Raw genomic sequence first — 23,848 nt, 5'->3', positions numbered from 1 at the left:
AGAGAGGGATTTTTTGGCTATAAAACGCGATACGCCAATCGCAAAACGCAATACTTATTAAAATGAAGATAACAGACATATCTATAAAAAGGCCTTCGCTGGTTATTGTGGTGTTTACCGCACTTACTTTGCTTGGGCTACTAAGTTACTTTTCGTTGGGTTATGAATTACTTCCAAAATTCTCTAACAACGTAGTATCTATTTCGACCATCTACCCTGGTGCTTCACCAAATGAGGTTGAAAATACCGTAACCAAAAAAATTGAGGATGCGGTATCATCGATGGAAAACATCAAAAAAATCAACTCTGTATCGTTTGAGAGTTTATCTACAGTTACCATCACCTTAACTGATGCGGCAAACATCGATATTTCCTTAAATGATGCACAAAGAAAGGTAAATGCCATTCTTTCTGATCTGCCTGAGGATGTAAAAACGCCATCATTAAGTAAATTCTCTTTGGATGATTTACCGGTAATTACCATGTCGGCATCAGCCAATATGGATGATATTACCTTTTACGATTTAATCGATAAACGTATTGCCCCCGTAATTTCGAGGGTGAGCGGTATTGCACAGGTTAACCTGGTTGGTGGTTCGGAACGCGAAATTCAGGTTTCGTTAAATGCTGATAAACTACAAGGATACAACCTTTCGGTACCTCAGGTTCAACAACTGATTCTGAGCTCCAATCTTGATTTCCCTACAGGAAGTGTTAAAACCCAAAACCAGGATGTATTAATCCGTTTATCGGGTAAATACAGAAGTATGGAAGAGTTGAGAAACCTCGTTCTAACCACGACCAAAGATGGTGCACAGATCCGTTTAGGTGACGTTGCCGACGTTCAGGATTCGCAAAAAGAAACTGAAAAACTGGCACGTATTGATCGTAAAGCATCTATTGCCATCCAGATCATTAAACAAAGTGATGCAAATGCGGTAGAAGTAAGTAAAGGTGTACACGCCATTATTGCCAAACTTAAAACAGAATACGCAGCAAATAAATTAGACATTAGAATTGTTAACGACAGTTCAATCTTCACCTTAGAATCAGCTGATGCGGTAATCCACGATTTAATCCTGGCGGTTATCCTGGTGGCTTTCGTAATGCTTTTCTTCTTGCACAGTTTACGTAACGCGTTAATTGTAATGGTATCGATTCCGGTTTCGTTAATCGCTACCTTCATCGGGATCAGCTTATTCGGCTTTACCTTAAACTTAATGTCGTTACTGGGTCTATCACTCGTGGTAGGTATCCTGGTAGATGATGCGATTGTGGTACTGGAAAATATCCAGCGACATATGGAGATGGGTAAAAACAAGGTAAGAGCAGCATCTGATGCAACAAGAGAAATTGGTTTTACCGTAGTATCTATTACTTTCGTAATTGTGGTTGTGTTCTTCCCGATTGCGGTAAGTACAGGTCTGGTATCGAACATCTTACGTCAGTTCTGTATTGTGGTAATTATTGCAACCTTACTTTCGTTAGTAGCTTCATTTACCATTGTACCACTTATCTTCTCTCGTTTCGGTAAGTTAGAACGTATTGAAGGTAAAAACCTATTCGGCCGTTTTATTCTTTGGTTCGAAAAACAGTTAAAGAAATTTACGCTTTGGATTACCAGCATTTTAACATGGTCGTTAAACCACAAAGCTTTAACATTAGTTATGGTTGTGGTGATGTTCTTAAGTTCATGCGGTTTACTGGTAGGTGGTTTTATCGGATCGGAATTCTTCCCTAAATCAGATAAAGGTGAATTCCTGGTGCAGTTAGAGCTACCAAAAGATGCTTCTTTAGAGCAAACCAACTTTTTAACACAAAAAGCTGAAGCTTTCTTAGACAAACAACCGGAAATTACACAGTTAATTACCACAGTTGGACAATCGACCGGTGATTTTGGTGGTACACAGGCTACAGCCTATAAATCGGAGATTAATGTTAAGCTTGTTGAACGCGATCAACGTGAAGGTGTTTCTTCAGATATTTTCGCAACGAAAATGAGCCGTGCATTAGCGAAAGAATTAATTGGTGCAAAAGTTAAAACCGTTCCGATCAGTATTTTGGGTATTGCAGAAAACGCACCGATCCAATTGGTGGTAATGGGTTCTGATTTAGACAGCGCATTGAAGTATGCTGAAGGTGCTCAAAAAGTGCTCGCCGCTATCCCTGGTGCAACCGAGATTAAATTATCGGTAGAAAAGGGAACTCCTGAGATTAACGTTCAGGTAGACCGCGATAAGATGTCGGCAGTTGGCTTAACTTTACAAACGGTAGGTTCTACCATGCAAACAGCGTTTGCGGGTAATACTGATGGTAAATACCGTAAAGGTGAGTACGAGTACGATATCAATATCCAGTATCAAAACTTTAACCGCCAGAACATTGATGACGTGCGTAACCTGATTTTTGTAAACAGCGATGGTAAACAGATTAAGTTATCACAGTTTGCAACCATTACAGAAGGTTCGGGCCCAAGTCAGTTGGAGCGTTTAAATAAATCTACTTCAGTATCAGTTAAGGCACAATCAATCGGTAGACCAACAGGAACCGTGGTTGCTGAGTTCCAGGCGAAACTGGAAGAGCTGCAAAAAAATGGCAAACTTAAAGCCCCAATTGGCGTAAGTTATAGCTGGGCGGGTGATCAGGAAAACCAGAGCGAAGGTTTTGGTACCCTGGGTATCGCTTTATTGGCTTCGATCATTTTGGTTTACCTGATTATGGTTGCGCTTTACGATAGTTTTATCTATCCATTGGTGGTAATGTTCTCGCTTCCTTTAGCGGTAATCGGGGCATTGTTAGCTTTAGCTTTAACCAATAACTCAATCGGTATCTTTACCATTTTAGGTTTAATTATGTTAATGGGTCTGGTAGCAAAAAATGCGATTATCCTGGTCGATTTTACCAACCACTTAAAAGCTGAAGGTAAAGAGACTAAAGAAGCGCTTGTATTGGCCAACCACGCACGTTTACGGCCAATCTTAATGACAACTATAGCCATGGTATTCGGTATGCTTCCAATTGCATTGGCAAGCGGTGCTGGTGCCGAATGGAAAAATGGTTTGGCTTGGGTTATTGTAGGTGGATTAACCAGTTCATTATTCTTAACCTTAATTGTGGTACCAGTAGTATACTTAATATTCGATAGAATGTTAGAACGTCTTGGTTTCAACAAAAAAGGAAAAACAATCGATGAGTTAATGGTTGAACCATATAAACACAAAGATGTAAACGAATACGATTTAGATCACGGACATTAATAAACACCCAGATTAACAATCATTTTAGCCCCGATCCCAAATCGGGGCTTTTTTGTGGAGTTTCAAACGTAACGCCGCCATGGTTCATGTCCTCACGAACCATTTCATTTTTCACCAGCCGATACTGATAACTTTTGATGCCCAGATAATTATACAATGTTGTCTTCAAACAAATTATGTTGCAACATTGTATATTAGGGATTATGTTTAAATTCATTTTTAGCCTATTTCTGATCTGCACTACCCTCTTAGTAAAAGCTCAACACCCTCCTGTTTTTCCGGCGATGACTACTGATTCGAGTTTCGTTAAGGTTTACAACTTAGATATCACGCTGGTAAAGTACAGTTACAAACCTAATGGTATTAAATTTTTAGTCGTACATGATAATGAAGATACTGGTGTAAAAGCAGGTTTTGATTATATCCGTTGGAGCGGCGGCGAACTCATCGACAGTCAATATGGCGGCGTAAGAGATTATTATTTCACCTATATGGATGATCAATATCGTATAGACCCCAATGCCATTTATACTGAAGTAGGTGTAAAAACCAGGTTAAAAAAAGACTTTTTCAGCTCTAACGAAGTTGAAAAAGCTATACTTAATGCAGGCAAACAAATTGTCGATTTTTACGATCCAAAAGCCATGGGTTATTTTTTAACCTTGCATAATAATGCCGATGGTGGTTTTGGGATTTCTTCGTATTTACCAGGTTATGATTTAGCTAGCACTGCCGATTCGGTTTACATCAACTTTCAGATGGATGGCGATGATCTTGTTTACGTAACCGAGCCAAGGTTGTTCAGCAGCTTAAAAAAGGCTAATGTGAATGTAATTCTTCAATCTAAATTTGTTTCCAATGATGGTTCGCTTTCGGTTTATGCCATGCAAAATAATATTCCGTATATTAATGTTGAGGTACAGCATGGGCATCAGGACGAAAATTTAAGGTTAATCGAACTGGCTATCGCCGCCCTAAAAGAACATGGATTGGTGAAGAAGGAATAGAATATACAAGCGTCACCCTGAATTTATTTCAGGGTCTTATAACCAGAAAATGCTGACCAGTTAGTAGCTACAAGACAATGGCCAAATGCATACTGATATTCAACCAAGGTTTTTTGCCCCCTGCAACCCGTAAAATGAAATACTGCTATGGCCAACTAGCCCCGGTTGCAGCGTTACCCTGCAGCAACGAGGTACGAGGCAGCGAAGCGTAAAAGCGTAAAACGGGAGGAAACTTCTTGTTTAGTACAGGCTTTCCGCTTCAATTGAAATCGATAGTTTTTTTATAAGGAAAAGAATGGATTGTGGTTCTTGGCGCTTTGCAGTCCCGCCTTACGCTTTACTCCGTTGCACTTCGTGTTCGCTCCAGTCGGGTTTAGAAACAAGGGTTTGTGCACCCTGCAACCCGTAAAATGAAATACTGCTATGGCCAACTAGCCCCGGTTGCAGCGTTACCCTGCAGCAACGAGGTACGAGGAAGCGAAACGTAAAACGGGAAGGAACTTTCCGTTATGTACAGGCGCTACGCTCTAAAGATAAATATATTTTTAACAGCAGATTAGCTCCCTAATATTAGTTTATCGCTTTTATTTTTGTAATCAGGAAAGTAATCAGCAAACCAAACACAGAAATAATCCCGAAAGAATAACGCAGGCTTGATAGTTGCGAAACATAGCCTATTAATGGCGGACCAAATAAAAATGCAAAATAACCAATGCTCGAAACCATAGTTATCGCTTTACCGGCTGGCACTTTTTTATTGTTACCAGCTATGCTGTATACCATTGGTACAATACTCGAAACACCCAGGCCAATAAGCATAAAACCAAAAATAGCGACAATTAGGTTTGGAAATATTACGGCAAGTGCCATCCCTATCGATATAATGGCTCCGCTGATCTGAAGGAGGTTTCTCCGCCCGAATTTACCGATTAAAAACACACCTAAAAATCTTCCGCTTGCCATCATAAACATAAAGGAGGCATAACCTATAATCGCCTTATTATGAGGCAACTTTACTACATCTTCAAAATATATAGCACTCCAATCGAACATTGTTCCTTCAGTGGCCATACTACAAAATGCGATAACACCCAATAACACTAAAATACCCTGCGGCATGGTAAATAACTTCGTTTTCTCCACCACGGCATCTGGTTTATTATAGTTTAGCAACTTTTTCCGGTTAAGCATCACATTACTTAAAGATATCAGGGCAATAATCCAAAAATGGGTATACATCCCTAGTTTAAGGTTAACCAAACCGAGCGCTATTAATGCACCGGTTAAATTCCCAATACTCCAGGCTCCATGAAAAGAACTCATAATGGGCTTGCCGTAATAGTTTTCGCCGGCAACGCCTTGCGTATTTAAGGCGATGTTACAAAGATTACCCGTGATGCCAAATAAAACCAAAAAAGCAGCCAACTGCCAGCCAGTGGTAGCCAATGCTAAAAAAGTTAATGCAATTGCATAAAGCGGTGCAGTTGCTACAAGCATTTTTTTACTACCGAAATGAGTGGTCAGTTTTGCCGAAAAAAACATCGTGATAATCTGTCCTGCAGGTAAAGCAAAAAGAATGGAGCCTAACTCTGCATCATTTAAGCCCATCGAAGCTTTAAAAGTTGGAATCCTACTGGCCCAGCTTGCAAAGCACACCCCTTGCATAAAGTAAAAGGCAGATATGGCAAATCGTACTTGTTTCGGAGAGCTTTGCGCTAATACAGGTTTATCTTCTTGTTTACTTAAAATTTCCTGTCCTTGCGTGCTTTCTTCCAAAATGATGTTTTAAATTATAGATTGAGCTACAAAGTTCTTTAAATCTATTGGAAATACCGACAAGTTTTTAACATTTTATCAAAATATTTAGAGCTTATGAGGTTAAAATCTTAGATTTTCCATTTTTCCAGTCCATATGCACTATCCCAAAACATCCATTCTAAACGGGTTGCCATTTCAAAAACAGCTAACATTTTTTGTTGAGTTACTGCATTAGCCTGCGCTGCCAGTTGGTCGGTAATATCAATCGCTTTTTCTACTGCAGCAGCAAATTCTGGGCCTGCATACATATCGATCCACCTTTTGTATGGATTATTGTCGCCATTTTGCTGTGCAAAAATATAATCGCCCACTGCCTTATAAATCCAAAAGCATGGTAAAACAGCCGCCACTGCAATTTCTACATTGGCGTACGCGGCCTGACTAAGAATATAATTGGTATACAAAAGTGTAGACGGTGTGGGCTGCACTTCGTTAGCTAGACCAAATTCTACAAAATAACTTTCGTGCAAACTACGCTCCGCAAAAATCGCACCTGTAGAAAACCCCGCAAAGGCCATCACTAAATCTGCATCCTGCATACGGCTACTAATGGTGCTTAAAGTTCTGCCAAACTCCAAAAGGTAATAGGCATCTTGTGCCAGATAAAAGATGAACTTTTCTATAGGCAGCGTGCCATTGCTTAATTCGGTATTAAAAGGCATTGCTAAAATCTTGGCATAAATGGGCTGTACCCTTTTCCATGCCTGTGTGCTCCATTTCATTGGATAATTAATTTTAAAGGTTCGAAAAAATGGTTTAATGGGCCGTTGCCCTTACCAGTTTTTACCTCACTACCGGCCTGTAGCGCTTGGCTAATGTAGTTTTTCGCATTTTTAATTGCGATAAGTAAGGTGTTACCCTTGGCCATTTCGGCGGCTATGGCGGATGAAAGTGTACAACCTGTTCCATGTAGATTTTTAGAAGCAATAAAGACACTATCTAATACCACAGGCGCATCGTTCCCAGTGATAAAAACATCGTAAATGATTGGGCCTATTAAGTGTCCTCCTTTTATTAAAACTGCTTTTGCACCTTTTTCGATAATTTTTCTACCCGCAGCAATCATACCATCGAGGTTATGGATCTCTTGCCCTGAAAGGATAATGGCCTCATCAATATTAGGGGTAACCAATGTTACCAAGGGAAATAGTTTTCCAACTAACTGGGTTACGGTATCAGGCTCGATTAATCGATCGCCACTGGTGGCTACCATAACAGGATCTAAAATAACGGGAACATATTGATTATAGGTTTTTAATTGCTTTTCGATTACCTGCACCACTTCAGCACGGTTGATCATGCCGATTTTAATGGCCACAGGCGCTATATCTTCCAATACCACCTCTAACTGATCTTTAATCATTTCTGCTGGAATGCCATGCACTGAACGCACCCCCATTGTATTTTGTGCCGTTACAGCTGTGATTACCGAAGTACCAAAACAGCCCAAGGCAGAAAAGGTTTTTAAATCGGCCTGAATGCCCGCACCGCCGCCGCTATCTGAGCCGGCTATGGTTAACACATTAATATAATTCATTGCTAAAGACTTCATTTTGTTGTATAACTTCAGGAGTCTTCAAATGCAGTATGCATTTTTACGCAATTTTTGCAGACAAACTAATTTCCTACGCCGGCATTATCCGGATCAGGTTCATTTGAGGTTGATGGTTGGAGGGTTTTAAGGCTGAAGGACATTACCCTCTACCTCTTTACCTTCTACCTTTAACCTCAAAATGGGTATGTTCTCAGCCAACTTATTTGAAGGCACCCCTAAAGTTTTATTTTGTAGCGCAATATAGGGCTTAATCTTGAGAAAATAAAAGTATACATTCTTGCGTTAATCGTCATCTCGACTGTAGCGCAGTCCCGAACTTTCGGGAGAGAGATCTTCTAAAGAAGATTGATGTATCGCCCTTCGTAGATTCTCCATTTCGCCACCGATGAAAAACCGGTGAGCTTCAGTCGAAATGACGACAAGAGAAAAAACAAACCCCGATTTTCATCGGGGCTAAAACATAATATTAATAAAGGGATAGAGCGACTATATTTTATCGGGCTGATAGAACCGAACGGTACCATCTGCTTCGTTTGACACAATTAATAAACTTCTTCCATTGGGGCTATCTTTTGGTTTAACAAACAGTAAACCTTCAGGAGCATCGCCTGTAGAGAATAGTTGAACAAATTTTGGTGATGCCGGTATAGTTACATCATAAACAGCAATCATATCAGCGCGTTCCATACCAATAAAAGCTAAAGTTTGTCCATTCACCTGCGCAACGGTTACACTTTCTACCTCTACACCTTTATTGTCAGACCGGTCATCATCATATTTACCTGCATCAATTACATGTTGCTCTAAATCTTTACCAATGTTGGCCACCAAAGCCCCAGTATTTGCATTAAGAATGCTCACACTTCTTCCACCTGTTGAATATAATTCCTGATATACTTTATTGGTACCAGCCATGGTATAACCAGCAGTATTCGTTACCGTAAGTCTTCCTAAATTAGCATCTAACTGTAGCGTTGCTGCATTAGGAAATTTAACCGGGTCTAAAACAAGATCTTTTACACGCACCTCTTCTTTTGCATCTTTTGGTGTATAATCTTGCCTGGTATCGCCTTCATTGGCCAGGGCCAGATAGGCAGTACCACCAGCCGTAAAATATGAGATTGCATCTGGCAGGTAAAAAGCCTTGATTGGCCATGTACCTAAAACTTTTTTACTGTCTTTATCGCATACATCAAAGGCATTGTCGGCCAGGCTGATATCTCTTGTGCCTAAGGGATTAATTTTTGTAATCGTTCCTGCAACAATATCTACCTCGGCAACACCATTGTTCTCCTGTAGGGTAACGTATGCTTTTTTAGAATCACTGCTTATTGCAATATATTCTGGTTCGATATCTTGTGTAAAACTTGCATTTAAACCGTAAATTCTGAAACCACCGGCAAGTAAAGTTGTTTTTTGCGATTCAAAAGCGGCGAAATCCAATGTTTTTACCGAATAGTTATCTTTTATATTGATGATTGAAATGGTTCCTTTAGGGTCAACAGTATATGCAAGGTTTGGTTCACCTTCGTTAGCCGATAAAATATAGTTTCCATCAGGACTGAAAGTTACCATATCGGGCATGGCACCTACGGTAATTTTTTTAACCTCTTCTAAAGTTGACGTTTTTAATACCACTACATCGCCATTTCCCTGTGGATCAGCACCATTTAAAGCGATTGCCAATAAACCATTACTTACTGCAACGCTGTTAATGCCCGCATTATTCGCAAAGGTTAAAGTCTGCAATTTTGTAACGGTTGGATATTTACTCATATCAACAATATCCACTTTGGTGCCACCATCATTGCTCACTACAAACAATCTCTTGGATAAGGGATCATAAGCCGAAATTTCTGAAGCAAATTCGCTTCCTAAATCGATAGAAGCCGTTTCTTTAAAGCTGTCGATTTTTTCAGGAACGATAGCTTCAACCGGAGGATCTACAATCGGGTCATCAGTTGGATCTTTTTTGCAGGCAGTAAATGCCAATGAAGCAATAAGGATTGCACCAAATAAGTTTTTACAGTTCATGGTTTGTTTAATATCTGAACCGCAAAAATAGAAGCACACAACGCTATTTTATAGGCGCTATTTGTTATCATTTTATTAAGAAAATATAAAGACCAAAGCAAAAAGAGTAAAGGAGAAAGAGTAAAGCGAAACCCGTCGTCACCTCAACTGGAACGTAGTCCCGAGCATTCGGGAGAGAGATCTATCTAGGCTGATTTAGCTCCGCTGGGCTTTCGGGTTCTCGACTTCGCTGCACCAGATAGCTATCGGGTCCGCTCAAAATGACGGTAGAAGCGCTAAAACAAAAAATCCCGGCACAAATACCGGGATTTTCTCTACGCGTCTTGCTGAACTTGTTTCAGCATCTTATTCAACAGGCAAATACTAAACCAAGTTCAGTATAACGGCTGTTTAATAATTAAATATGTATGGCTCTATTATCAGTTGCAGCAAGTGCTGCTTCTTTTAGTGCTTCGGTATAAGTTGGGTGTGCATGGCAGGTACGTGCAATATCCTCTGCAGATGCACGGAATTCCATTGCAATAACTGCTTCTGCAATCATATCCGCAGCACGTGGGCCAATCATGTGTACGCCTAAAACTTCATCAGTAGCAGCATCGGCCAAAACTTTAATGAAACCATCGGTATCCATGCTCGCCTTTGCACGTCCACTGGCTTTGAAAGGGAATGAACCTGCTTTATATTTTACGCCTTTTTCTTTTAACTGCTCTTCGGTTAAACCTACAGAAGCAACCTCTGGCCAAGTGTAAACCACACCAGGGATTAAGTTATAATTGATATGTGGTTTCTGACCGGCAATTGTTTCGGCAACATAAGTACCTTCATCCTCTGCTTTGTGTGCTAACATGGCGCCGGTAATTACATCGCCAATAGCATAAACACCTTTAACAGAAGTTTCTAAATGTTCGTTAACCGGGATTTTTTTACCTCTTTCTTCAACAGTAATACCGATTTTATCTAAACCTAAACCTTCGCTATAAGCCGTACGACCAACAGCAACAATACAATAATCGGCTTCTAAAGAGATGGATTCACCTTTAGGGGTATCAGCCGTAACAGTTACCGTTTTACCTTTAGTAGTAGCGCCGGTAACTTTGTGGCCCATGTAAAACTCCATACCTAAAGTTTTCTTTAACACCCGTTGAAGTTCTTTACCCAAACCAGCATCCATAGTACCGATAATAGACGGTAAAAACTCAACAACAGATACTTTTGTACCTAAGCGGGCATATACCGAACCTAACTCTAAACCGATTACGCCACCACCAATTACCACCATCGTTTTTGGCACTTCTTTAATATTTAAAGCCTCGGTTGAGGTTATAATGCGTTTTTTATCGATTGGCAAAAATGGTAAAGCTGTTGGTTTAGAACCCGTAGCAATAATTACGTTTTTAGCAGATAAGGTTTCTGTAGAACCATCGGCTTTCGTTACCAGAATGGTATTTTTATCAACAAAAGAACCAACACCTTCGAAAGAATCGATTTTATTTTTCTTGAACAAATAAGTGATACCAGCTGTATTTTGGGCAACAACATCGTCTTTACGGGCGATCATTTGTTTCATATCAACCTTTAAATCTTTTAAGTTGATACCATGGGTAGTAAACGTGTGAGCAGCGTTGTGAAAATGCTCTGAAGAATCTAATAAAGCCTTAGATGGAATACAACCTACATTTAAGCAAGTACCTCCAAAAGTTTTATATTTTTCAACAACTGCAGTTTTTAAACCTAACTGAGCACAACGGATTGCGCCTACATAACCGCCCGGCCCTGAACCGATAACAACGACATCGTATTGCATAATTTTTTGAGAATTTTGATTAGCCAAATGTAGGGAAAAAAGGCGGAAAGCTGAAAGTCCATTAGGGAATAGAAATCGCCTTATTAGTCTTTGGTTTATAAGTTATTGGCTTATAGCATTGGCTGATGGTTCAATATGAGGCCTAACAGGATAATGCTGCAAAAGTTCAAAAGTCCATAGGTTGATGAGCGTATGAAAACATTTTACTTTAAGACTATAAAATGTTTTGATTTAACTCAAATAAACCTAATGGACTAATGAACCTCAAAGGCCATCATCAATAATCTAATGACCAGTGAACTAACTAACCAACTATAATCCCCAAGATGCTGATGCGCTTAAGATTGCACCGCTAGATGTACCTTCTCTTTTTAATTCTCCATCTACATAGATTTGTGCTTTGAGCGTAGAATTTGCGTTGGCCCCTAAAGCATTTGCAGCAATGTTTATAGAAATGGTTCCTGCTGGCACCGTAATTTCCTGACTTGTCCAGGTAGTTCCACTAAGGCTCGTTGCGGTGGTAATCTGCGAATCGTAGCCGTAAACTACCGTGCTAATGTTGCTGCCTGCCGATGCTTCGAGTTTAAAAACTACCTTGTGTGAAGATTTTGATGGCGACTCGCCCTCATCTTTTTTACACGACATTAAACCTGTAAACAACACTAAGGCAAAAAAAGAAAGTACAAATGTTTTAATTTTGATGTTTTTCATAATTAGATTTAAAAAATAGAATTACAAATAAACAAATGAGCACTTTGCTTTACAATAATCAGATAATACCATTTTTTTCTACCTGATTTCAGGTATATTCTGAGTTTAATTTCTGGTTGAGAAATAAAGCGTGCATTTTTAGTTTAATGAGAAATTATATCCTCTTTCTGGCATTACTGACTTTCTATTCGCTGAATAGCCTAGCGCAGCTGCAACCAGCCGACCAGCAATATACTGACAGTCTAAATCGCATCTTAAATGGAAGCTCGCGCGATAGTATTAAGGCGGAGGCGGGTTTTAAACTAACTGATTTCTGGGTAGATCATGATAGTACCAAAGCAGTATCATATTTGAACAAGGCAAAAACCTGGAGCAAAAAGTATCCTTTGCTTGTGGCCAGGTCACACTGGTACGAGTCTTTGATCTACCAAGACCGGAATTATGCAAAGGCTGAAAAACTACTCATCCACGCCGATTCGTTATTGAGCAAGTTTAATACAAAGGGCGTGTATCGGTTAAGGTCGATGGTATGGCATAACTACGCCTTAATTCAACAGCATAAAGACGATCTTAAAACAACGCTCGATATACTGATCAACCGTGTTTTACCACTTTCTAAAAAGGCTGGCGACAAAGACTTTTTAGGTACAGAATACGTCTCCATCGGAACGATATTTACAAACCTTGGCCAATACGAAAAAGCAACACCTTACCTGCAAGAGGGGCTAAATGCCTTAAAAGCTACTTCTCCTGATAAATATTATCTACTTATCAATGCTTACCTAACTACCGCAGGAAATTATTATCATTTAAAAAACTATAGTCACACCAAAAAATACCTGGATCTGGCTAAAACAATATTGGATAAATCAGCGCATGTGGCTACAGGCTATCCGATGACAATATTTTGGCTCGACTATTACAAAAGCACTACGCGCTATTTTATTAACACCAAACAATATTCGCTTGCCCTGTTAGATGCGGACAAAGCCATTAAACTGGCCGAAAAGCTGAGCGACAATTATTCTTTGCAGGAAGTAATATTTGAGAAATACAGAGTTCTTTTTAAACAGAAAAATTTTGCCCTGGCTAAAAAAATCTTGCTGCAGATTGTCGATCAGCCAGAAATAAATACATTAGCAACGAATAAGCTCAAAATGACCGAAGCGCTTGCAGAAGTAAACTATGCTAATGGCGACATTAAAGAGGCTTATAATTGGATAAAAAAGAGCAAAGCATTAAGCGACAGCCTAAATGAAAGTAAACTCAAAGAAGATATTAATGCATTAGAAATTAAATATAAAAATGCAGAGAACCAAAAAAAAATAGCCAGCTTAAATAAAGAAAAGAAACAAAATGCATTAATTATTAAGAACAATAAAACAACAAATTTTCTATTAATCGCAGCGTCTTTTTTTCTTTTAATCAGTGTTATCCTATTATACTTTTACTTCAGAGGCTATAAAAAGCTTGCAGCGCAAAGAACAATAAATTATAAACAGAAAGTGGCCGAGTTACAACAACAACAGCAATTGGAAATTAGCAAAGCCATGCTCAATGCTGAAGAAAAAGAAAGGAACAGGGTAGCACAGGATTTGCATGATGGTTTGGGGGGAATGTTATCGGGTTTAAAAATTAATTTATCCAACTGGGCAAAACACAGGGAAGTGCAATTGCATGATGTAGAACTACAAAGAATTGTTCATCAGCTGGATAATTCAGTTACCGAATTAAGGCACATTGCCCGGAATATGATGCCACAAACGTTATTAAAATTCGGATTGGAAACGGCATTAAAAGACCTGGCAGAATCGGCGATGAGCAAGCATATGCATATTGATTTTCAAGCACTAAATATTTCTAAACATATTGCACTTGAAGAACAGATAATTATTTACAGAATTGTACAGGAAATACTGACCAATACACTAAAACATGCTCAGGCTTCTGAAGTAGTTTTACAATGCAGCGAAAATAAAAACCGGTTTTACATTACGGTTGAAGATGATGGAATTGGATTTAATACCTCAACCTATAAAAAAGGATTAGGAATAGAAAACATTAAAAATAGAGTAGCCTATCTTAAAGGCACTTTCGAAATCGATTCGCATCCTGGCAATGGTACAACTATAAATATCGAAATCCCAATCAGTTATGAGTAACATCATTAAATTAGCTGTTGTTGATGATCATCCGATCGTTATACAAGGAATCGTTTCCTTAATCAACAACCTCGAAAATATGCATGTAGTAGGTAGTTTCCAGTCGGGCAGCGCATTAATTTCCTTTTTAAATAACCACGAAATAGATATTGTACTGCTCGATATTATGTTACCTGATGGTAATGGTATTGAATTATGCGCGCAGATTAAAAAATTATCGCCAAAAACAGTCGTTATTGCCATTAGCAACCATACCGAAAGAAGTATCATCATGCAGATTCTGCAAAATGGGGCAAGTGGTTACATTTTAAAAAATGCCTCAGTAGAGGAACTAAAAAACGGAATTGAAACTGCGCTTAGAGGAGAACTGGCCTTTAGTAGAGAAGTTATAGAAATTATTGCCAAGCCTTCAGTAAATGATTTAAAAGGACGACCAAAATTCACCAAGCGGGAAAAACAGATCCTTCAATTAATTGCACAGGGAAAAACAACCGCTGGCATAGCAGATGAGCTTTTTCTAAGTCCACTAACAGTAGAAACACACCGTCGTAATATGATGCAGAAATTAGCTGTTAAAAATTCTATTGAATTAATCAATATCGCTACCGAACAGTTGCTAATTTAGTTTAGAGCTGGGGGTTTAGCGTTTGGAGTAGATTACGCTATTAAACAATCAGCCCTTAGCAATGAACCGTAAACTATCAACCATTGACCAACGAACCCCTCTTAACCCTCCTGCCCGAATGTGAGTAAATTGCTATCTGGATCAAGCATTGCGAATTCTTTCTGCCCCCATGGTCTTGTTTGTAAGCTTCCATTGGGATGAATGCTTTTAGTTTCGAGCATAGATTTGTACAGCCCATCAATATCGTTTGTACGGATATAAACCTGGCCGTAGTTTTCTTTTGGATCTAATGTTTCGAACAGAAAAAAGTGAATCTGAACCTGATCCTTTTGTACCATCAGGTAATCTTTAAAATCTGCACTCCCAATGTCTTTAAAGCCTAATTTATTCACATAAAAATCTCTGGTGATTGCTTTATCACGCATGGGAAGTTTTGGGTTAATATCTGTAAGCATATTTTTTTTATTTCAAAAATCGGTATTTTTCCGAAAAGCTCCACTTGATCCAAATCAGGAAATTCAATGATTTGCCCTTACCCTACTCAATGTTTCAGGGGCAATCTTAAGGTATGAAGCGATCATTTTGACTGGAAAAACCTGTACAATGAGTGGTTTGGCATTTTTAATATAATTATATTTTTGTGCCGGACTTAATGCATTGTCGAAAAGGTAAGTCCGGTGATTAGCTTGGTCAAAAATTCTTCCCAGGTTTAAGAAAGACTGCGACCTGGCAATCAGATCATGCAGGTTACTTAAACTCAATTCAACCACTGCCGTATCCTCAAATGCTTTAATCGTTGTACTTGATGGCTTTTGTTCAATCAAACTTGGGTGGTTATACATCCATTCTTTGGGCAGGTGTAGATCGATGATCGTTTCGGCTGTATGATCGGACTGAAACTGAACAAAAGATCCCGAAAGGATGAAATAGACAGATTGACAAATCTCACCTTCGCGCAACAGCATATCATTTTTGCGAAATATTTTTCGCACCGTCTTTTCTTCAAAAAGAAGCAAATCATGAGATGAAAATGATCCGACACTGGCTAAAATTTCCTGGGCTGACATCATAAACTAATTATTGCAAAGGATGTAGGATCAAAATAACTTATTGATTAGCGATTTTTCTGGTGATTAAATAGGCAACAATCAAATTCGGAATCCAGCATAACCATGCGACAACCAGGTACGCTTTTGAAAAATCGCCATAAACCATTGTCAAAATTGGCAGCCAAACCCTCAATGTTACGGCAGCAAAACAAGCCGCATAACTATACACCATCATTTTTTGATGTTTTTCAATTTCACCGTGTTTAATGTATAAATAAGCCTTTAAAGTAGTGTAAAACCAAATGATGCCTAAGCAAATAAATCCAGCGGAAGAAACCCATCCTCCTGTTGCAAAAAAGCCAATATAAATACCTGCTAATGCGCTAAACAGTACAGCGACCACATAAACTTTACCCAGTTTTCGGTGAAGTGCCATGCGCCTATTTCTCATTTTCGTACTAAACTGTGTCCAACCGATAAATAAAGCGATTCCTCCGAAAATGATATGTATATAAAAACCAATGTTCCAGAAAGTATTGGTCAACAACTCAACCGACTTTGAATTTAACAACCCAAATTTCCTATCGATCAAAAAGTAAATCGTTGGGTAGAGTCCAATCAGCAATGCGAAGGTTGCAAATAAAACCCATAATCCTTTTTTTACCATACAAAGTCTTATTTCTTTATACTAAGCTAGTTAATTTTCAAGAACTAAATCAATTCCTTTTGCAGCATAAATTCTTTGGCATTGGCAAAGCTGAGAAACAACTCGTCGGCTATTTTTAATTTTTGATGCGCCCGTACATTGCTCTGAATGGCGTAACAGGTTATGCCCGCAGCCAGAGCAGATTTAACCCCATTTAAAGTATCTTCAAAAACAAGGCACTCATCTTTTTCAAAACCCAATCGCTCAACACAAAGATTATAACTTTCGGGATCAGGCTTAGATTTACTTACATCTGTTCGGGTAATAAACAAACTGAAATACTTAGCCAGACCGTTCCGCTCAAAAACGGCTTCAACATCAATTTTAGGACTAGCCGTAACCACGGCCAGCGTGAGCCCTTTTTCATAAGCAAACTTGATAAACTCTAATGCAAAGGGCATTAACTGAATATCAGTTGTTCTAAAACCATCAAAAGTTATCTTTTCTCTTCTGTTAATAAAACCTTCTAACTCTTCTTCAATTTTATACCTGTCTATTATAGTTTTTGCATTTTTGGGCAAGGGGATTCCAGCGTAATTTGTTAACCAATCCTTAAAATCCAACGTAACATCGTATTCACACAAAAACTTATTCCAACAATCGAAATGAAACTTTTCAGAATCAATTAATGTACCATCCAAATCAAACAGTAATGCTTTTATTTTACTCATTATAAATTTTTAACAGGAACAATTCTTAGGGAATGATCTCAAATAAGAAAAATTGTTGTACCTGAGATTTACCAAAATTATTATCTACACAAAAAATTAACGATTGGTGTCCGTTTGGCAATTTTGGCCCAAAGGTTACGCCTTCAAAATTATCGATATGCCGGTTTAAGGAATCGAAATCGAAAAGCAATTTTTTGGTTAATGGTTTTGGAGGGTTTTGTACAAAAGCGCGATTACCGATTTCATTTTCAGCACCCCCTAAATCAACCAGGTAAAGTTTTAAAAAGGTATGATCATCGTGCCCCTTTGCCCAGGCCCTTTCCATTACCAAAAGCGTATGGTTGTTAATGGCTAGTATTTCGGAAATTCCATTTACATTCCAATCGTTTTCAACGGTAGGCTTAACTGGCATTGCATCCAGATTATAAGCGTATTGGGCAATATTTTTTTTTGTAGCTACATCAAATTTTAAAATCCGTGTTAAGGCTTTATCATATTCAAAAGCAGCCTGAGGTCCATCTTGATAAAGCGGTTCTTCCAAACTTGCATATAATGTTTTGTATTGATCGGCATAAGTTAAACCTTCAAATAAAGCATTTTTGCGCGGCCCACTTTCGGTTTTTGTAAAATGAAAACCCTTAGGCATTGGAATAGTATCGCGGAACTTCCCATCTGTAGAAATGAAGGTTAAGCTAGGCTGAACTATTGTAGTATCCCCATCCTTAAACAACCTTTCTCCCTCACTGCTCCAAAGTAATTTTTGGGTTAAGGGGTTATAACGAACCGATTCGCCATCAGGTTTAACAGTTTTATCCGTACCGTATTTAGGGTATGGTTTCCCATTTTCCTGTAAGATATAAGTAACACCAGTTACCCGAACGGTATCGATCTTATTTTCTTTGATATCAATCTGTGCGGTATAAATCCTCGCCGGACTATGCTGTGATGGATCATCACTGATCATGTAATACTGGTTTTGCTTTACATCGTAATCAATCCCCGATAAACCACCAACAACCGTATTTTGGAAAATCGGGTTTAAGGGCATAATGTATTCATCCAGAAACTTTACAGACGAAATACTGGTTTCATTCTGCTTAACCAAAGCATACTTAGTTGCAGAACAAGATGAAAGCACAATGACAAGAACTGAATAAACAAGGAAGAGCTGCGCTACAGGTTTCAAATCGAAATGTTTAGGCCGTAAAAATATGGATTTTTTTGCTGCAAAAAGTCTATCATCAAGAGATTGAGAACATTAAGAAAGCTATTTTTTCCTGTGGTGTCAGATGTTATCATCTGGCACTATCCGTTCAATTTCTTTCGGATATAAAACAAAAACAGTCGGATGGTAACATCCAACTGCACATCTATTAGAATTATAAGTGGTGTCAGATGTTACCATCTGACACTGATAAATTAAGATTAAAACAACTTACCAATTACGCGGTAAGTAATATTTGTTCCATCTACTATTTCTTCATAATAAACATCATCGGGCGAAACAAAATACTTTTCGTTTTTAATGGTTACCTCTCTGCATCCTTCTGGCAGTTGATTAATAATATCACCTATATTATGTGTATCAACCGGACCATCAGTTGTATTTAAAATACCGTCTTTTCCAGCAACCACATATACGGTTTTACCATCAGCATTTTCTTTTTGGGTATAGTAAACACCTTTGTATTCGTAATAATCAACACCATTAATAGTAACCAAATTAGCATCCGATGGTAAATTCGGAACCTCGGCACCAACTGGCGGGGTTACTACTTCATATTGGCTGTTGTTTTGTTGGTAAAACAATCCGCCCGAATAATAGAACTGATTGGCGCCATAATAAAACGGATAATAACCATAGGGCAATACGCCAATCCTAAAACCTAAAAACGGCCTATAAAAATTATAATAACTATAGTACGGTCTGTAATAAGGCCTTCCATAACCCGGGCGATAACCATAACCTGGCCTACCATACCCTGAACCTGGGCGATAACCTGGTCTGTTATAGCCGTAATTGGGTCTTGGCGGGCGACCGCCATTACTCGGTGCATAACTACCTCTACTTGGCGCATGCATGGATGGTTGTCTGGAAATAGAACCACCACCCCTAGATGGGCTTATCGAACCAGATCTACCACCTCCAGAAGAACCTCCACTCCTACTTGGCCGCTGTGCCGAAACGCTTTCAATACTCAAGGTTGCAATCATCGCTGCTGCAGCGAAAACAACCAGTCCTTTATTTAATAACCTATTCATTATTTTGTGTTTATGTCGATTCTGTATATGACGGTGAAAATTCCCAAAAGATTATCCCTTAACACTATTTAACTAAATTTTGATAAAGTGATGACGAATGCAGGGTTTTAATAACAAAATACATCATATATCTACCATTTTACATCATTACATCTTTGCTAACAAACCTTTTACGGGCTATTTTTTCTAATCAATCACTAATCACCTATATTTAAATTTTATTCCTAAAAACTAGCTTAAATGAACCTTACAAGAATTTTCAGTCTTTTATTTTGTCTGTTTATTTCTAATGAATTAACAGCCCAGCAAACCGATTCGGCATATGTTAGAGAAAACTACACTAAAATAGAACGCCAGATCACCATGCGCGACGGGGTTAAACTCTTCACTTCCATTTATATACCCAAAAATCAAACCAAAAAATATCCATTTTTAATTAACCGCACACCTTATACCGTTGCACCTTATGGCGAAGATAAATATAAGCTGAGTTTGGGTAATTTTCCGGCGATGATGCGTGAGGGATTCATTTTTGTATATCAAGATGTAAGAGGCCGATGGATGAGTGGGGGCACTTTTGCCGATATCCGTCCTCAACTGGTTGGAAAAAAATCTAAAACAGCTATTGATGAAAGTACGGATACTTACGACACCATCGATTGGTTAGTTAAAAATGTGAAAGGCAACAATGGCAATGCCGGAATTTATGGCATTTCGTACCCTGGCTTTTATTCTACTACTTCATTGCCAAATGCACATCCTGCGTTAAAGGCCGTGTCGCCTCAGGCGCCAGTTACCGATTGGTTTATGGGGGATGATTTCCACCACCGTGGTACATTATTCCTAATGGATGCTTTCAGTTTTATGGGCAATTTTGGCGTGCCGAGACCTAAACCGATTACACCAGATAAAGGGCCTAAAGGTTTTCAGTTCCCCATTCAAGACAATTATCGCTTTTATTTAGAAGCCGGATCGGTTAAAAACCTGAAAGACAGATACTTTGCAGACAGCATTAAATTCTGGAACGATTTATTTAAACATCCAAACTTAGATACCTTCTGGAAAGCACGTTTAATTACGCCACATTTAACCAATGTAAAGCCTGCTGTGATGGTGGTGGGCGGCTTTTTCGATGCAGAAGATGCCTATGGAACTTTTGATACCTACAAAGCAATTGAGAAACAAAATCCTGGCGCCAACAATATTCTGGTTGCAGGACCTTGGTTCCATGGCGGCTGGGTACGTAGTGATGGTTCTTATTTTGGCGATATCCCTTTTGGCAAAACCACCAGTATCGACTACCAGGAGCAATACGAGCTGCCTTTCTTTAAACATTATTTAAAAGGTGAAGGCGATTTTAATGCAGCAGAAGCCAATATTTTTGTAACCGGAAGTAACGAATGGAAAAAGTTCAAAACATGGCCACCACAAGAAGTAGAAAATAAAAACCTGTATTTACAGCCCAATGGGAAGCTCAGCTTCGAAAAAGTGGGCAGAACCGATAGCTGGGATGAATATGTGAGCGATCCGAATAATCCTGTACCTTACCAGGATGGCATTCAGGCCAAACGTACCCGCGAGTACATGATCGATGACCAGCGTTTTGCTGCCCGCCGTCCGGATGTAAAAACTTACCAAAGCGACGCTTTAACAGAAGATATTACCTTAACAGGTCCTGTTTTGGCCAACCTGGTGGTTTCGACTACTGGAACAGATGCCGATTATGTAGTTAAACTGATTGATGTTTATCCAGAAGATGCGCCAAATCCAGAACCTAACCCTAAAAACCTGATTATGGGCGGTTACGAAATGCTGGTGCGCGGAGAAATTATGCGTGGAAAATACCGCAACAGTTTCGAAAAACCTGAGCCTTTTGTTCCAGGTGCCATCACAAAAGTAAATTACCCTTTGCCCGATGTGGCGCATACTTTTAAAAAAGGCCATAAAATTATGATTCAGGTTCAAAACTCATGGTTCCCTTTAGCTGATCGCAATCCCCAGAAATTTATGGATATCTATCAGGCAGAACCACATGATTTTCAAAAAGCTACACACAAAATTTATCACGATGTGCACAACAGCTCGTTTATTACAGTTTCGGTGTTGAAATAATAAAATCCGTCATTGCGAGAAGGCTCTTTCAGCCGACAGCCTGCCCCGACTTTCGGGGAAGCAATCTTAAAGGCATGGTATTAAGATTGCTTCGTGCTTCACAATGACGAAAATAATACTATAGTGCCTTTGTTCTTGTCATCACGAACCAAACACATAAATAACTAACTTATTATAATAAAATGAAATACTTAAAACTAATAATTATCCTGCTTTCAGCATCCTCTGCTTTTGCACAAAGTGATGCAGGATATCCAAAAGCCAACTACACCAAAAAAGAAGTTTATATCCCAATGCGCGATGGAACTAAACTTTTTACCGCCATCTACACACCTAAAGATGCAGCCAAGGATAAAAAATACCCAATGATCATGCAACGTACCTGCTATAGCATTGCCCCCTATGGTGAAGATAAATTTCCTGCAAAATTAGGCCCGTCAGAATTGATGATGAAAGAGGGTTATATTATGGTGTATCAGGATGTGCGCGGTCGCTGGAAAAGCGAAGGTACCTGGACCAATATGACCCCGGTTATCGATAACAAAAAAAGCAAAAAAGATGTTGATGAAGGTTCTGATACTTACGATACCATCGATTGGCTGGTTAAAAACGTAGCAAACAACAATGGCAAAGTTGGCCAGTGGGGAATTTCTTATCCGGGCTTTTACACTGCCGCAGGAATTTTGAGCAATCATCCTGCTTTAAAAGCCTCATCGCCACAAGCGCCGATTTCAGATTTCTTTTTTGATGATTTCCACCACAACGGATCATTTTTGCAGAGTTATTTCATGACTTTTCCGGTATTTGGCGTGCAGAAAACCGATACTACTTCCAAAGCCTGGTACAACAACCAGTTAATCCTTCCAAAAACAAAAGATGGTTATCAGTTTGCTTTAGATTTAGGTCCTTTAAGCAATGCAGACAAATATTACAAGGATAATTTTTTCTGGCAAGAAACCGTTAACCACCCAAATTACGATGATTTTTGGCAAAAACGTGGATTGTTGAAACATTACAATACCATTAAACCTGCGGTGATGGTTGTTGGTGGATGGTACGATGCTGAAGATCTTTCAGGCCCACTAAACATTTATAAAACCATCGAAAAGAAAAACCCTAATGCCTACAATACGATTGTAATGGGACCATTTGGGCATGGAAGATGGAGCCGCGAAACTGGTCATACCATGCATAGCAATGTGTATTTCGGTGATAGCATTGCTACCTTCTACCAGAAAGAAATTGAAGCTAAATTCTTCAATCACTTTTTAAAAGGCAATGGTGATAAAAACTCTGGCCTGCCTGAAGCCTATATGTTCGATACCGGTAAAAAACAATGGGAAACTTTTGCCAAATGGCCAACAGAAAAGGCGACTAAACAAAAATTATATCTGGGTGCCGATGGTAAGCTCAGCATGACTGCACCTGCTGCAGCTGGCTCAGTAAATTATATCAGCGATCCATTAAAGCCAGTTCCATATACCGAAGATTTAACTACAACATTGGGCTTTACGCCACACAATTACATGAGTGAAGACCAACGTTTTGCAGGCAGAAGACCAGATGTATTGGTATATCAAACCGATGTATTGGATAACGATATTACCTTAGGAGGCGAAATTATGTCGCACCTTAAAATTGCAACCACGGGTACTGATGCAGATTTTATTGTAAAACTGATCGATGTTTATCCAGCAGACGAACCTAACAACCCGTATATGCCAAACAAGAATATCATTTTGAGCAATTACTGGCAAATGGTACGTTCGGAAGTTATGCCTGCCCGCTTCCGCAATAGTTTCGAAAAACCTGAGGCCTTGTTAGCCAACCAGAAAACGGATGTGAACTTTCAGCTACAGGATGTATTACACACCTTTAAAAAAGGTCACCGGATTATGATCCAGGTGCAGAGCACAGCATTCCCTTTATTTGCACGCAATCCACAGAAATTTGTAGAAAACCCATATAAAGCAACCGAAGCCGATTATATTAAAGCCACGCAAACTGTATTTAACGATAGTTTTATCGAAGTTGATGTGATAAAATAATTTGATAAGCTCACGCTCGTTTCTAAC

18 protein-coding genes are annotated in these 23,848 nt (G+C 39.0%); 6 read left to right on the top strand and 12 right to left on the bottom strand.

Annotated features, from left to right (window positions below):
* Window positions 1-62 precede the first annotated feature (62 nt).
* Together AC07VK_RS13895 and AC07VK_RS13890 are read left to right on the top strand one after the other, a co-directional pair.
* The gene (locus AC07VK_RS13895) at window positions 63-3,257 is read left to right on the top strand and encodes an efflux RND transporter permease subunit (RefSeq protein WP_492961148.1); all 3,195 of its coding nucleotides are present in this window, start codon (window positions 63-65) and stop codon (window positions 3,255-3,257) included.
* A gap of 203 nt (window positions 3,258-3,460) precedes the next feature.
* Window positions 3,461-4,264 (top strand): hypothetical protein, encoded by an 804-nt coding sequence (locus tag AC07VK_RS13890; RefSeq protein WP_492952674.1) that lies wholly within the window; start codon window positions 3,461-3,463, stop codon window positions 4,262-4,264.
* 570 nt (window positions 4,265-4,834) lie between these two features.
* Here the strand turns inward: AC07VK_RS13890 and AC07VK_RS13885 are convergent.
* The 6 genes from AC07VK_RS13885 to AC07VK_RS13860 form a co-directional block, all read right to left on the bottom strand.
* A complete protein-coding gene (locus AC07VK_RS13885; RefSeq protein ID WP_492961146.1) occupies window positions 4,835-6,040 on the bottom strand; it encodes an MFS transporter in 1,206 nt (401 codons plus the stop codon).
* 110 nt (window positions 6,041-6,150) lie between these two features.
* Window positions 6,151-6,804: a TenA family protein gene (locus AC07VK_RS13880; protein ID WP_492961145.1), complete on the bottom strand. Its 654-nt coding sequence runs from the start codon at window positions 6,802-6,804 to the stop codon at window positions 6,151-6,153.
* Window positions 6,801-7,619 carry a bifunctional hydroxymethylpyrimidine kinase/phosphomethylpyrimidine kinase gene (gene thiD, locus AC07VK_RS13875; RefSeq protein WP_492961143.1) on the bottom strand — a complete coding sequence of 273 codons (819 nt, stop codon included), beginning with the start codon at window positions 7,617-7,619 and terminating at the stop codon, window positions 6,801-6,803. The genes AC07VK_RS13880 and thiD overlap by 4 nt, the downstream gene beginning before the upstream one ends.
* A 504-nt stretch (window positions 7,620-8,123) precedes the next feature.
* Window positions 8,124-9,671 (bottom strand): choice-of-anchor I family protein, encoded by a 1,548-nt coding sequence (locus AC07VK_RS13870; protein WP_492961141.1) that lies wholly within the window; start codon window positions 9,669-9,671, stop codon window positions 8,124-8,126.
* A 397-nt stretch (window positions 9,672-10,068) separates the two neighbouring features.
* The gene (lpdA, locus tag AC07VK_RS13865; protein ID WP_086548980.1) at window positions 10,069-11,475 is read right to left on the bottom strand and encodes a dihydrolipoyl dehydrogenase; all 1,407 of its coding nucleotides are present in this window, start codon (window positions 11,473-11,475) and stop codon (window positions 10,069-10,071) included.
* A 312-nt stretch (window positions 11,476-11,787) separates the two neighbouring features.
* On the bottom strand, window positions 11,788-12,186 hold the full coding sequence (locus tag AC07VK_RS13860; RefSeq protein ID WP_492952669.1) for a hypothetical protein: 399 nt from the start codon (window positions 12,184-12,186) through the stop codon (window positions 11,788-11,790).
* Between the two features lie 146 nt (window positions 12,187-12,332).
* Here AC07VK_RS13860 and AC07VK_RS13855 point away from each other — a divergent pair, with 146 nt between their 5' ends.
* On the top strand, window positions 12,333-14,348 hold the full coding sequence (locus AC07VK_RS13855; RefSeq protein WP_492961139.1) for an ATP-binding protein: 2,016 nt from the start codon (window positions 12,333-12,335) through the stop codon (window positions 14,346-14,348).
* Window positions 14,341-14,973 carry a response regulator gene (locus AC07VK_RS13850; RefSeq protein WP_492961137.1) on the top strand — a complete coding sequence of 211 codons (633 nt, stop codon included), beginning with the start codon at window positions 14,341-14,343 and terminating at the stop codon, window positions 14,971-14,973. Before AC07VK_RS13855 ends, AC07VK_RS13850 begins: the two co-directional genes overlap by 8 nt.
* Window positions 14,974-15,074: 101 nt before the next feature.
* Here the strand turns inward: AC07VK_RS13850 and AC07VK_RS13845 are convergent, their stop codons facing one another.
* The 6 genes from AC07VK_RS13845 to AC07VK_RS13820 form a co-directional block, all read right to left on the bottom strand.
* Complete coding sequence (locus AC07VK_RS13845) at window positions 15,075-15,428, bottom strand: bleomycin resistance protein (RefSeq protein WP_492961135.1); 354 nt, start codon at window positions 15,426-15,428, stop codon at window positions 15,075-15,077.
* A gap of 63 nt (window positions 15,429-15,491) precedes the next feature.
* On the bottom strand, window positions 15,492-16,043 hold the full coding sequence (locus AC07VK_RS13840) for a Crp/Fnr family transcriptional regulator (RefSeq protein WP_492961133.1): 552 nt from the start codon (window positions 16,041-16,043) through the stop codon (window positions 15,492-15,494).
* Window positions 16,044-16,080: 37 nt separating this feature from the next.
* The gene (locus AC07VK_RS13835; RefSeq protein ID WP_492961131.1) at window positions 16,081-16,689 is read right to left on the bottom strand and encodes a DUF2306 domain-containing protein; all 609 of its coding nucleotides are present in this window, start codon (window positions 16,687-16,689) and stop codon (window positions 16,081-16,083) included.
* A 44-nt stretch (window positions 16,690-16,733) separates the two neighbouring features.
* Window positions 16,734-17,399, bottom strand: coding sequence for an HAD family hydrolase (locus AC07VK_RS13830; protein ID WP_492961129.1), 666 nt, complete (start codon window positions 17,397-17,399; stop codon window positions 16,734-16,736).
* Between the two features lie 25 nt (window positions 17,400-17,424).
* Window positions 17,425-18,585 (bottom strand): esterase-like activity of phytase family protein, encoded by a 1,161-nt coding sequence (locus tag AC07VK_RS13825; protein ID WP_492961127.1) that lies wholly within the window; start codon window positions 18,583-18,585, stop codon window positions 17,425-17,427.
* 239 nt (window positions 18,586-18,824) lie between these two features.
* Window positions 18,825-19,661 (bottom strand): DUF6515 family protein, encoded by an 837-nt coding sequence (locus tag AC07VK_RS13820; protein WP_492952661.1) that lies wholly within the window; start codon window positions 19,659-19,661, stop codon window positions 18,825-18,827.
* A gap of 240 nt (window positions 19,662-19,901) precedes the next feature.
* Between AC07VK_RS13820 and AC07VK_RS13815 the strand changes: the two genes are divergently transcribed.
* Together AC07VK_RS13815 and AC07VK_RS13810 are read left to right on the top strand one after the other, a co-directional pair.
* Window positions 19,902-21,773 carry a CocE/NonD family hydrolase gene (locus AC07VK_RS13815; protein ID WP_492961125.1) on the top strand — a complete coding sequence of 624 codons (1,872 nt, stop codon included), beginning with the start codon at window positions 19,902-19,904 and terminating at the stop codon, window positions 21,771-21,773.
* Window positions 21,774-21,955: 182 nt separating this feature from the next.
* On the top strand, window positions 21,956-23,821 hold the full coding sequence (locus AC07VK_RS13810; RefSeq protein ID WP_492961123.1) for a CocE/NonD family hydrolase: 1,866 nt from the start codon (window positions 21,956-21,958) through the stop codon (window positions 23,819-23,821).
* Window positions 23,822-23,848 lie beyond the last annotated feature (27 nt).

The organism is Pedobacter sp. GW821-FHT01D05 (assembly GCF_059422505.1).
The sequence above is the reverse complement of the archived record's forward strand: the minus strand, read 5'-3'. Positions and strand labels throughout refer to the sequence as shown.

Excerpts from the sequence above, each read along its gene's own strand:
- AC07VK_RS13895 (WP_492961148.1), top strand. The coding sequence starts at position 63 with ATGAAGATAACAGACATATCTATAAAAAGGCCTTCGCTGGTTATTGTG.
- AC07VK_RS13890 (WP_492952674.1), top strand. The coding sequence starts at position 3,461 with ATGTTTAAATTCATTTTTAGCCTATTTCTGATCTGCACTACCCTCTTA.
- AC07VK_RS13880 (WP_492961145.1), bottom strand. The coding sequence starts at position 6,804 with ATGAAATGGAGCACACAGGCATGGAAAAGGGTACAGCCCATTTATGCC.
- thiD (WP_492961143.1), bottom strand. The coding sequence starts at position 7,619 with ATGAATTATATTAATGTGTTAACCATAGCCGGCTCAGATAGCGGCGGC.
- AC07VK_RS13870 (WP_492961141.1), bottom strand. The coding sequence starts at position 9,671 with ATGAACTGTAAAAACTTATTTGGTGCAATCCTTATTGCTTCATTGGCA.
- lpdA (WP_086548980.1), bottom strand. The coding sequence starts at position 11,475 with ATGCAATACGATGTCGTTGTTATCGGTTCAGGGCCGGGCGGTTATGTA.
- AC07VK_RS13860 (WP_492952669.1), bottom strand. The coding sequence starts at position 12,186 with ATGAAAAACATCAAAATTAAAACATTTGTACTTTCTTTTTTTGCCTTA.
- AC07VK_RS13855 (WP_492961139.1), top strand. The coding sequence starts at position 12,333 with ATGAGAAATTATATCCTCTTTCTGGCATTACTGACTTTCTATTCGCTG.
- AC07VK_RS13850 (WP_492961137.1), top strand. The coding sequence starts at position 14,341 with ATGAGTAACATCATTAAATTAGCTGTTGTTGATGATCATCCGATCGTT.
- AC07VK_RS13845 (WP_492961135.1), bottom strand. The coding sequence starts at position 15,428 with ATGCTTACAGATATTAACCCAAAACTTCCCATGCGTGATAAAGCAATC.
- AC07VK_RS13840 (WP_492961133.1), bottom strand. The coding sequence starts at position 16,043 with ATGATGTCAGCCCAGGAAATTTTAGCCAGTGTCGGATCATTTTCATCT.
- AC07VK_RS13835 (WP_492961131.1), bottom strand. The coding sequence starts at position 16,689 with ATGGTAAAAAAAGGATTATGGGTTTTATTTGCAACCTTCGCATTGCTG.
- AC07VK_RS13830 (WP_492961129.1), bottom strand. The coding sequence starts at position 17,399 with ATGAGTAAAATAAAAGCATTACTGTTTGATTTGGATGGTACATTAATT.
- AC07VK_RS13820 (WP_492952661.1), bottom strand. The coding sequence starts at position 19,661 with ATGAATAGGTTATTAAATAAAGGACTGGTTGTTTTCGCTGCAGCAGCG.
- AC07VK_RS13815 (WP_492961125.1), top strand. The coding sequence starts at position 19,902 with ATGAACCTTACAAGAATTTTCAGTCTTTTATTTTGTCTGTTTATTTCT.
- AC07VK_RS13810 (WP_492961123.1), top strand. The coding sequence starts at position 21,956 with ATGAAATACTTAAAACTAATAATTATCCTGCTTTCAGCATCCTCTGCT.